This window comes from Pseudomonas chlororaphis, assembly GCA_001023535.1.
Taxonomy (GTDB): domain Bacteria; phylum Pseudomonadota; class Gammaproteobacteria; order Pseudomonadales; family Pseudomonadaceae; genus Aquipseudomonas; species Aquipseudomonas chlororaphis_E.
In genome coordinates this window covers 3,508,666-3,519,568 of record CP011020.1, presented here as the reverse complement: position 1 = coordinate 3,519,568, position 10,903 = coordinate 3,508,666, and the positions used below count along the sequence as shown (strand labels likewise).

Here is a 10,903-nt window from a genome sequence, read left to right as displayed (position 1 = left end):
AAGCCCGCTCCCACAGGATCTCAGCTGTGAAATACCAGGAACAGCAGCACGATGTTCACCACCAGAGAAACCAGCGCCAACGTGCGCCAGACCTTCAGCGGCTCGCGTTCCAACAGTGGCCGGGGCCTTACGCTCAAGCTGCGACGTTCGCCCTGTTCCAGCAACAGCAGCCATTCCTCGGCGGTTTCGAAGCGCTCGTCCGGGTCTGCCGCCACGGCCCGTTCCAGGCTTTGCCCGAGCCATTCGGCCAGGTCCGGCCGATAACGGTGGGCACTGACCGGCACGCCAAAGCGCGGCCGCTGGAACGCCTCGATCTCGCCATAGGGGTAGTGGCCGGTCAGCAGGAAGTACAGGGTCACGCCCACGGCGTACAGGTCTTGCCGAGCGGTCGGCGCGTGGCCGGCGAAGGCTTCCGGGGCGATGTAGCTGGGCGTTCCGGGCAAGACGTTGGCCTGGTCTTCGGACAGCCCCGGGCAGTAGGCCAGCCCGAAATCCAGCAGGCGCAATTCGCCATCGTCCCCCAGGTGCAGGTTTTCCGGCTTGATGTCGCGGTGGTAGATCTGCCGTCGATGCAGGAGCCCCACCGCGCGCACCAGCCGTTGCGCCAGGTCTAGCCATTGTGCCAATGGCAACGGGCCGCCCTGGTCGAACAGCTCGGCCAGGGTCAGGCCGGGGTATTCGCGCATCACGTAATACAGGTGCTGGCGCTGGGGCACGCCATGGACTTCCGGAAATTGTCGACCGGCGACCCGCCTGAGAAACCATTCCTCGGAGAGCAGCGCTTGCCCGGCCCGACTGTCGTCCCGGAGCTGGCCGGGCAGGGTTTTCAACAGCCATGGCTGGCCCTGGCCGTCGTGCACCCGGTAGAGCAGTGATTGCTGGCTTTGACCGAGCAAAGCTTCGACCTGCCACCCCTCGAAGGCCTGGCCTGCTTTCAGCGCTGGGGGCAGGGGCCATTGCTGCAACTGGATCAGCGCGTCGCCGATGCTCGCTTCGCCCAAGGCGTCGACGCGCACCAGCAAGGCGCTGGCGTTGTCCTGGCTGCCGGCCAGGTGCGCGGCGTTGACCAGGGTCTGCGCTGCGCGATCGAGGTCCGGTTGGTCGCGCAGGACGCCGGCGATGGCCGTGTCCCCCAGGGCGGCCCAGACGCCGTCGCTGAGCAGGACGAAAGTTTCGTCGGGGCGCAGTTCGCCATCGAGGAAATCCAGCACCAGGTGTTGATCCAGCCCCAACGCCCGCTTGAGCACATGTTGCATGCCCTGTTGGTCCCAGACGTGGTCTTCGCTGATGCGATGCAGATGATCGGCGTGCCAGCGGTAGACCCGGCAATCGCCGACATGGGCGAGGGTGAAGCGACGGCCCCGCAGGACCAGCGCGCTGACGGTGGTGAGCAGCGGTTGCCCGCCACCGTTGGCTTGCAGCCAGCGATTCTGCGCCAGCAGCAGGCGATCCAGTGCCTGGGCCACGCCCCAGGTTTGTGGCGTGGCGTAATAGTCCAGAGCCAGCGCCTGCAAGGTCGACCGGGCCGCCAGCCCGCCGTCGGCGCATTGGCTCACGCCGTCGGCGATGGCGAACAGGTAGCCCTTGCTGGCGGCCAGGGCCGGGGCTGGGGTGACCAGGCGCAGGGCGTCCTGGTTTTCGTCCCGTGGGCCGATGGCGCTGGCTTCGGCAAAACTCAGTTGCAGGCTCATGGGGTTGGCTTACACCCGGGCGGCGGTGACGGCAGCCGAACCCCAGGTGGTTCTCCAGCGACGCTTGACGCCGTACAGGCCGAACCAGGCCAGGACGCCGAGGCTGGCGAACAACCACAGCGCCATCTGGTAGCTGCCGGTGCTCTGCTTGATCGCACCCATGCCCGCCGCCAGGGCGAAACCGCCGATGCCGCCGGCCATGCCGATCAGCCCGGTCATCACGCCGATCTCGCGACGGAAGCGTTGCGGCACCAGTTGGAACACCGCGCCGTTGCCCGCACCCAGGCCGAGCATGGTGCAGACGAACAGGGCCAGGGCGGCGTAGGAGTTCGGCAGGTTGAAGCCCACCGCGGCAATGCAGATGGCCGCGACGGTGTACATGCCCAGCAAGGTGCGGATGCCGCCGAAACGGTCGGCCAGGGCGCCGCCCAAGGGCCGCATCAGGCTGCCGCCAAAGACGCAGGCGGCGGTGTAGTAGCCGGCCGTCACCGGGCTCAGGCCATACTGGTCGTTGAAGTAGCCGGGCAGGGCGCTGGCCAGGCCGATGAAGCCGCCGAAGGTCACGCTGTAGAAGAACATGAACCACCAGCTGTCACGGTCGCCCAGGGCCTTGAGGTAATCGGCCATGGATTTGGCTTTGGGGCGCTCGGGAGCGTTCTTGGCCAGCCAGGCGAAGAGGACCAGGGTCAGCGCCAGGGGGATGAGGGCGAAACCGAACACGTTGGTCCAACCGAACGTCACGGCCATGATCGGCGCGATCAACGCGGCGAGCACGGTGCCCGAGTTACCGGCACCGGCGATGCCCATCGCCTTGCCTTGGTGCTGGGGCGGATACCACTGCGAGGCCAACGGCAGGGCCACGGCGAACGAAGCCCCGGCCACCCCCAGGAACAGGCCCAGCAGCAGGGCTTGTTCATAGCTGTGGATGCCCAGCTTCCAGGCGCAGAACAATGCGCTGATTACGATCACTTGACCCACCATGCCGGCAGTCTTTGGCGAAATCCGATCGGCCAGAAGGCCCATGAACAGGCGCAGCACCGCGCCGGCCAGGATCGGCGTAGCGACCATCAGGCCGCGTTGCTGAGTGGTCAGGTGCAGGTCGGTCGAGATCTGCACCGCCAATGGGCCGAGCAGGTACCAGACCATGAAACTCAGGTCGAAATACAGGAAGGCCGCGAACAGGGTCGGGGTGTGGCCGGATTTCCAGAAGCTTGAATTCATCGCGCACCTCAGCGGTTAAAGTCTCGAAAATGAGTCAGTGCTTCGAGGTGGTGCGCCACAACGGCGACCCCCACCGACCCCGGACGTTGGGGCCAAAGCAAAAAAACGCCGCAACCCGAGTCGCCAAGCCAGGCGAAAAGGGTGTGCGACGTCTTTGTCGTAGGTGGGGCAACCGCCGTTGGTTACCTGTGAGGTTGCTTAAGCGAGATCTGTGCCAACCTGTGAGGGCTATCGCGAGCAAGCTCGCTCCCACAGGTAACTTGGGGGGCTCACAAAGGCAGTGTTCACCCTAAAGCCCGCTCCCACAGGTGACTTGGGGTGTTCACAAAGGCAGTGTTCACCCTAGAGCCCATGTGGGAGCGAGCTTGCTCGCGAAGGCGCCAGGCCAGGCGCCGCGGGGCGTTCAGCCGAGCAGTTCGTTCATGGCAATGATCTGCTCGGCCACCTGGATCAGCTTCTGCTGGCGGCTCATGGCCTGGCGGCGCATCAGGGTGTAGGCCTGTTCTTCGTTGCAATCCTTCATCTTCATCAGCATGCCCTTGGCCAGTTCGATGCGCTTGCGTTCGGCCAGTTGCTGGTCGCGGGCCAGCAGTTGGGCGCGCAGGGCCTGGTCGCTTTCGAAGCGGGCCATGGCCACGTCGAGGATCGGTTGCAGGCGCGCGGCGTGGATGCCTTCGACGATGTAGGCGCTGACCCCCGACTTGATGGCCTGGCGCATCACATCAGGGTCGTGCTCGTCGGTGAACATGACGATCGGTCGTGGCTGGTCGCGACTGACCAGCACCACTTGCTCCATCACATCGCGTCCGGGTGACTCGGTATCGATCAGAATCACGTCCGGACGCACCGTTTCGACGCGTGCGGGCAAATCGATGGTCAGGCCGGATTCGTCGATCACCTCGAACCCGGCTTCAATCAGGGCCGCTTTCAGGCGCCCGACTTTTTTCGCGGTGTCATTGATCAGCAGGATACGCAGCATGTGGAAGGCTCCTGTCAGCGACTGGCGAAAAGGGCGGTGGCATCGCTCAAGGCGTGCAGCTTGAAGCTTTTGGCATACCCGGCCGGGTCCGTGCCGTCCCAGGTGGTGCCGTCGATCAACAGGCTGCTGCGCATGTCCGGCAGCGGGGCGGGGATGTCCAGCGCCGCGCAGGCTTCACGGTACAGCGTGAGTTGCTGGACTTGCCGCGCCACGTCCAGGTAGTCCGGGTCCTCGCGCAGCAAGCCCCAGCGGCGGAATTGGGTCATGAACCACATGCCGTCGGACAGGTACGGCAGGTTCACCGCGCCGCCCGCATGGAAGCGCATGGCGTGAGGATCCTGCCAGCTGTTGCCCAGGCCGTCGGCATAGATCCCCAGCAAGCGCGGTTCGATGCAGTCCAGCGGGGCGTCGAGGTATTGCGGCGCACTCAACAGTTGTGCGGTGCTGCGGCGGTTCTCGCTGCTCTGCTCGATGAAGCGGCTGGCCTCGAGGATCGCCATCACCAGGGCCCGGGCGGTGTTGGGGTACTGCTCGACGAACGCGCGGGTGCAGCCCAGGACTTTTTCCGGGTGGTCGGGCCAGATGGTCTGGGTGGTTGCCAGGGTGAACCCCAGGTTCTGCTTCACCGCGCTGGCGCACCAGGGCTCGCCGACGCAGAAGCCGTCGATCCGCCCGGCCTGCAAGTGGGCGATCATCTGGGGCGGCGGCACCACCACGCTGTCGACGTCGGTCAAGGGGTGGATGCCCTGGGCCGCCAGCCAGTAATAGAGCCACATGGCATGGGTGCCGGTGGGAAACGTCTGGGCGAAGGTCAGTTTCGGGCGAGATTGGTGCACATGCCGTTCCAGTGCCTCAGGACTGGTCACGCCCTGGGCCTGCAAGCCGTGGGACAGGTTGATGCTCTGGCCGTTCTGGTTCAGCCCCATCAGCACGGCCATGTCGGTGGGCGCCACGCCGCCGATGCCCAAGTGCACCGCGTAGACCAGGCCGTACAAGCTGTGGGCGGCGTCGATTTCACCACTGACCAGCTTGTCCCGCAGGTTGGCCCAGGATGCCTGGCGCTTGAGGTTCAGGGTCAGGCCGTAGGGCTGGGCGAACCCCTGGGTGGCGGCCACCACCAGGGGGGCGCAGTCGCTCAGGGCCATGAAGCCAAGATTGACCGCGCTCTTTTCCGGGGCATCGCTGCCATTGACCCAGGCCAGGGGGTTGGCTGGAACTTCATTCATCGCGCATCACCTTCCACATGAAAGCGCCGCCATCCGGCTGGATGACGGCGCCCTTGTCCTCAAAACCGTGTGGCACTCATCCCGGCAACGGCATGGGCACCGATGAACGAAAAGGGTGCAAGGCATATGCCAGCCCGGTGCTCATCATCTTTGCATCAAGATTTCAGGCGCCGCGCCTTTCATCCTGTCGCTCCTTCCATTCGCCACGTTGCAGAGGAGACACCGGTGCAGGACACATCATCTCGCTCCACGGTATTGACTGACCCGCGCGAGCGGGTGGTGCACCTGCGGGTCGTCCAGGGCGCGGTGGCGCTGGACAGCGCAGGGGGCGGGCAGCGGCAGGCCCTGCCGAGCGGTTGGCAAGGGCTGGTGGTGCTGCGCGACCCGTTGCGGTTTTCCGGTGACCAATTGCACGTGCTGCCGGTCTGCCCGGCGCCGCTGGTGAAGTTGCAGGCGTTCTTCGACATGAGCGATGCCTTCGCCGCGAAAAGAACCGAGGTCGCGCCATGGGCCTTGTTGCCGGTGGCGGATGACGTCGTGCGGACTCCGGCGCGGCTCGAGCGCTGGTTCATTGAACAGGCGCTGGGTGGCACCCCGGGTTATCACGCCGTTGCACCGTTGTTGCGCCAGCATGAAAGCTACGGCCTGGTGCGTTTTTTGTTGGAGCAAGGCACCCGCAGCGAAAAGCTCAACACCCTCGCGCAGCGCTACGGGGTGTCGGTCTCGCACTTTCGCCGGCTCTGCCGGCAGGCCCTGGGCAGCGCGGCCAAACCGGCCTTGCGCGGGTGGCGCACGGCCCAGGCGTTGTTGGACATGAGCCTGGGCAACGGTTCGCTGACCGACGTCGCGCTGGCGTTCGGCTTTGCCTCTTCCTCGCATTTCTCCAAAGAAGTGCGCGAGCTGGTGGGGTTCGCCCCCAGCAGCCTGGCCGACATCACCTACCTGCCGGGCAAGTGAACCGATGAGCCGTCGCGCGTTGTCCCTGTCCTTGCTCCTGCTGCTCGCACCCCTCGCGGCTCGGGCCGACGTCTACAGCTTCGAAGCTCGCGAGCAGAGCGCACGAACGTTTTTCAGCGAGCTGTCAGGCGTGCTCGGCAAGCCTGTCATCGTCAGCAAGGTGGCGGCGGCCAAGCGGGTGGGCGGCACCTTCGACTTGCGTACGCCACAGCAGACGTTCGAGCGCATCAGCGCGCAAATGGGCCTGATCTGGTACAGCGACGGTCAGGCGATCTACCTGTACGACGGCTCGGAAATCAAAAGCTCGATGGCCTCGTTGCAGACGCTGACGGTGGCCAAGCTGCTGGCGTTTCTCAAGCAATCCGGGCTGCACGACCCACGCTACCCGTTGCGTAACGATGGCCTGCGCACCTTTCACGTGTCCGGGCCGCCGATCTACGTCGACCTGGTGCTACAGGCCGCGCAGTTGATGGACAACCAGCGTTCGGAGCTGTTGTTGGGCAAGCAGCAGATCGGCGTGATCCAGGTGCGCAATACCTTCGTCAGCGATCGCCAGTACGAATTGCGCGATGACAAGGTGACGCTGCCGGGGTTGGCCAGCGTGATCGAGGCGTTGTTGCGCGGTGAGCCGCAGCCGGTCGAGCCCACGGTGGCCCAGGCGCCCGGGCCGCGGTCGCGGGCGATGATGCCGGTGTTTCCCCTCGAAGGCCTGGCGAACACGGCCTCGGAACACGACCCCACCGCGCCGCGCATCCTCGCGCGGGAAGTGGCCGCCGGCAACATTCGCGTGGTGGCCTACCCGGACACCAACAGCCTGCTGGTCAAGGGGCTGCCGGAACAGGTGCGCTTTATCGAGAACCTGGTGAACGCGCTGGACACACCCAAGCGCCACGTCGAGCTGTCGTTGTGGATCATCGACCTGCACAAGGATGAACTCAACCAACTGGGTATCAACTGGCAAGGCGCGGTGAAATCCGGCGGTACGTTCAGCGCCTCGCTCAACGCCGGTTCGGCGACCACCCTCGACGGTGCGTCGTTCGTCACCCGCGTACTGGCCCTGGAGCGCACCCAGCGGGCCAACGTCGTGTCGCGCCCGGTGATCCTGACCCAGGAAAACGTCCCGGCGATCTTCGACAACAACCGTACCTTCTATGCGCCGCTGGTGGGGGAGCGCAGCGTCGACCTGCAACACGTGACCTACGGCACCCTGGTCAGCGTACTGCCGCGCTTCGCCCAGGCCGACGAGATCGAGATGTCGCTCAACATCGAGGACGGCAACGAGGTCGAGCGCCCAGCCCAGGACGAGCGCCAGGGCGCGTTGCCGACGGTGGGCCGTACCCGCATCAACACGGTGGCGCGGGTGCCCCAGGGCAAGAGCCTGCTGGTGGGTGGCTTTACCCGTGACGACCACGGCGAGCAGATCGGCCGGGTCCCGGTGTTGGGCTCGATCCCGTGGCTCGGCAGGTTGTTCAGCTATCGCCAGAGCCGCTCGGCCAACACCGTGCGGGTGTTCCTGATCCAACCCCAGGAAATTCGCCAGGCCCTTGAACCTGACACGAGCGAGCCGGGCGGCCCATTGCTCACCCCGGAGCAGCACGAGCGCTTGCGGCGTTCTTACTTCAGGCTGTCGCAACCATGAGCCTGCCGCCGGTTTCCATGGGCGGACGCTCCGCCCAGGCCCGCCTGAACAGCGAGAAGGCCGCCGAGCATCCGCAGCCGTCGGTCGACGCCTGGGCGGACGCGGACGACAGCGCCACGGCGGCGGTGGCGCAGCGCATGGTGCAGATCAGCGACGAGCTGTCGGCGGCGCTCACCCAATTCCGTGGCCGGCGCTTGTTCGAGCTCAAGTCCGAAACGCCGACCGACACCTTCGAACGCGTGCTGGAGGACGACACCGTGCCCAAGGCGCGGCAGGTGCTGAGCCTGGCGCGGCTGGCGGACAAACCGGTGGCCTGGCTGCTGGACATGGCGCGGCAACTGTTCCCCGACGACAGCGACCTGGCCCTGGTGCTGCGGGCGTTGTTGCGCCGACACAACCTGCAAAGTCCGACCCGCCAGCGCCTCGAAACGCTGTTGCAGACGGTGGTTGCCCAAGGCTCGCCCAAGCGCATGAACGCCGGGATCAACGCGGCGCTCAAGGCGCGGATGTTCGGCGCGAGCATGGCGGTGCGGGCCGGCCTGCTGCGGGAAACCTACCGCGACTTTCTCGAATCCGACGACGGCCCGCTCAATGCCTACCAGGATTGGATCGCCCTGTACGGACCGTCGCAGCGCATGAACGTGCTGGCCTTCATCGAGGCCGCGTTGCTCACCGACATCAGCGCCCAGGACCCCAGTTGTTCCCACGCCGAGTTCGGGCAACTGCTGGGACGACTGACCGACCTCAAGCACCTGCGCTCGACCGACGGGCTGTTCATCGACGCGTTGCTGGGCGATGCACTCGTCTGCCGGCACAACGCCGATGAGGCCGACTGGCTGGTGTTCCTGTTCGGCGTGCTGGCCTACCCCGATGACCTCGACCAATGGCTGCTCGGTGCGGTGGGCGAGCCGGTGCTGCTCAGTTCCCACCGTGACCGTTCGGCGCTGTTGCAGACCGTGCGCCGGCTCAGCCTGCGCTTGCCGCCGTCGTTGTTCGTCGATGAAGACGCGCCGGTGCGCCTGGCCCAACAGTTCACCCGCCTGGCCGATGTCGCCTATGCCCATGAATGCCTCGAACAGCGCCGCGCCGGCGGTTGCCCGTGATGCCGTCCCGGAGCCTGGCCTGAATGCTTAATGTGTTTTTGCGCAACGTCAGCGCGCGCCCGGAACTGCTGATCCTGAGCCTGATGGTGATGATCATCGCCATGCTGATCATCCCGTTGCCCACGGTGCTGGTGGACGCGCTGATCGGCCTGAACATCGTCATTTCGCTGCTGGTGTTCATGGGCTCGTTCTACATCGAGCGCATCCTCAGCTACTCGACGTTCCCGGCATTGCTGTTGCTGACGACGTTGTTCCGCCTGGCATTGTCGATCAGCACCAGCCGGCTGATCCTGAGCCAGGCCGACGCCGGCGAGATCATCGCCTCGTTCGGTGACTTCGTGATCGGTGAAAGCCTGGTGGTGGGCTTCGTGATTTTTTCCATCGTCACCATTGTCCAGTTCATCGTCATCACCAAGGGCTCGGAGCGGGTGGCCGAGGTGGCCGCACGCTTCTCCCTGGACGGCATGCCGGGCAAGCAGATGAGCATCGACGGTGACCTCAAGGCCGGCGCCATCGATGCCGCCCAGGCCCGGGAAAAACGCAGCGTGCTGGAGCGTGAAAGCCAGTTGTACGGCTCCTTCGACGGCGCGATGAAGTTCATCAAGGGCGATGCCATCGCCGGCATCATCATTATCTTCGTCAACTTCATCGGCGGCATGGCCATTGGTGTCGGGCAATTGGGCATGGACATGTCCATGGCCCTGTCGACCTACACCCTGTTGACCATCGGCGATGGCCTGGTGGCGCAGATTCCCGCGCTGCTGATCGCCATCGGCGCCGGGTTCATCGTCACTCGGGTCAACGGTGACGACAGCAACCTGGGTCGCAACATGCTCAGCCAGATGCTCGGCAACCCGTTCGTGCTCGGTGTCACCGCGTTGCTGGCGGTTGGCGTCGGCCTGCTGCCGGGTTTTCCCTTGCTGACCTTCCTGGCCATCGCCAGCGCGCTCGGGCTGGTGGTGTTCGTGCGCCAGCGCAAGGCCTGGCGCCAGGGCTCGGCCGAACAGCGCGCCGAACCCGCCGGCCAGGACGCGCCGCAGGCCGATTCTGGCTTGCTCGAAGACGTCGACCACATCGCCACGGAGACCGTCGCACTGATGCTGCTGGTGCCCGCCGCACGTTTGCCGGCGCTGGAAAAGCAGCGGTGGGCCGCGCGCTTTCGCAGCCAGTTCTTCGTCGACTACGGCTTGCGCATTCCCGAACCCCGGCTGCGGGCCAGCGAAGCGCTGCCGGCGCATCAAGTGGCGGTGCTGATCAATGAGGTGCGCGCCGAACAATTCGACATTCACTTCGACCACTGGCGCCTGCTGGACTATTCGCCCGAGCTTGAGCCCCTGGGGTTCGCCCTGGTGCGCGGCAACGACAGCAATCGCCAGGGCGGGGTCTGGGTTGGCGCGGCCGACCGCGAGCGGGTGCAGCAACTGGGCTATCACCTGCGCCCGGCGGACGAGGAATGCTATCGCTGCCTGGTCACGTTGCTGGCGCGCAACATCCGCGAGTTTTTCGGTGTGCAGGAAACCAAGCAACTGCTCGACGAAATGGAAAGCCGCTATCCCGACCTGCTCAAGGAAGTGTATCGCCACGTCACCGTGCAGAAGATCGCCGAAGTGCTGCAGCGCCTGATCGGCGAGCGCATTTCCGTGCGCAACATGAAGCTTGTCCTTGAATCGCTCGCACACTGGGCCTCCCGGGAAAAAGACGTGTTGGCGCTGGTGGAACACGTGCGCGGGGCCATGGCCCGCTACATCAGCAACAAGTTCGCCCAGGGCAACGACTTGCGCGTGCTGCTGTTGTCGCCGGAGTTCGAAGAGGGAGTGCGCCGAGGCATCCGGCAAACCTCCGGCGGCAGCTTCCTCAACCTCGAGCCGGCCGAATCGGAAGAGCTGATGGACCGCCTCAGTGTTGGCCTGGACAGCCTGCACATCGCCCACAAAGACCTGGTGCTGCTGTGCTCGGTGGATGTGCGGCGCTACATCAAGAAACTGATCGAGGGCCGCTTTCGGGAGCTGGACGTCATGTCGTTCGGCGAAATCTCCGAGACCGTTTCGGTCAATGTCATCAAGACGCTGTAGGGAGATCGTTCGTCA

8 protein-coding genes are annotated in these 10,903 nt (G+C 65.3%); 4 read left to right on the top strand and 4 right to left on the bottom strand.

Annotation, left to right across the window (positions count from 1 at the left end):
- Positions 1–20: 20 nt before the first annotated feature.
- The 4 genes from VM99_15610 to VM99_15595 form a co-directional block, all read right to left on the bottom strand.
- Positions 21–1,691: a protein kinase gene (locus VM99_15610; protein AKJ99422.1), complete on the bottom strand. Its 1,671-nt coding sequence runs from the start codon at positions 1,689–1,691 to the stop codon at positions 21–23.
- A 9-nt stretch (positions 1,692–1,700) separates the two neighbouring features.
- A complete protein-coding gene (locus VM99_15605) occupies positions 1,701–2,912 on the bottom strand; it encodes an MFS transporter (GenBank protein ID AKJ99421.1) in 1,212 nt (403 codons plus the stop codon).
- A 403-nt stretch (positions 2,913–3,315) separates the two neighbouring features.
- The gene (locus tag VM99_15600) at positions 3,316–3,891 is read right to left on the bottom strand and encodes a histidine kinase (GenBank protein ID AKJ99420.1); all 576 of its coding nucleotides are present in this window, start codon (positions 3,889–3,891) and stop codon (positions 3,316–3,318) included.
- Between the two features lie 14 nt (positions 3,892–3,905).
- Complete coding sequence (locus VM99_15595; protein ID AKJ99419.1) at positions 3,906–5,117, bottom strand: nitrate transporter; 1,212 nt, start codon at positions 5,115–5,117, stop codon at positions 3,906–3,908.
- A gap of 225 nt (positions 5,118–5,342) precedes the next feature.
- Here VM99_15595 and VM99_15590 point away from each other — a divergent pair, with 225 nt between their 5' ends.
- Genes VM99_15590 through VM99_15575 form a run of 4 tightly spaced genes read left to right on the top strand, consistent with a single transcriptional unit; the run spans position 5,343 to position 10,888 of the window.
- Positions 5,343–6,074, top strand: coding sequence for a transcriptional regulator (locus VM99_15590; GenBank protein AKJ99418.1), 732 nt, complete (start codon positions 5,343–5,345; stop codon positions 6,072–6,074).
- Positions 6,075–6,078: 4 nt separating this feature from the next.
- The gene (locus VM99_15585) at positions 6,079–7,713 is read left to right on the top strand and encodes a protein InvG (protein ID AKJ99417.1); all 1,635 of its coding nucleotides are present in this window, start codon (positions 6,079–6,081) and stop codon (positions 7,711–7,713) included.
- The gene (locus VM99_15580) at positions 7,710–8,816 is read left to right on the top strand and encodes a type III secretion regulator InvE (GenBank protein ID AKJ99416.1); all 1,107 of its coding nucleotides are present in this window, start codon (positions 7,710–7,712) and stop codon (positions 8,814–8,816) included. Before VM99_15585 ends, VM99_15580 begins: the two co-directional genes overlap by 4 nt.
- Before the next feature lie 23 nt (positions 8,817–8,839).
- A complete protein-coding gene (locus VM99_15575; GenBank protein AKJ99415.1) occupies positions 8,840–10,888 on the top strand; it encodes a type III secretion system protein InvA in 2,049 nt (682 codons plus the stop codon).
- Positions 10,889–10,903: the final 15 nt, after the last annotated feature.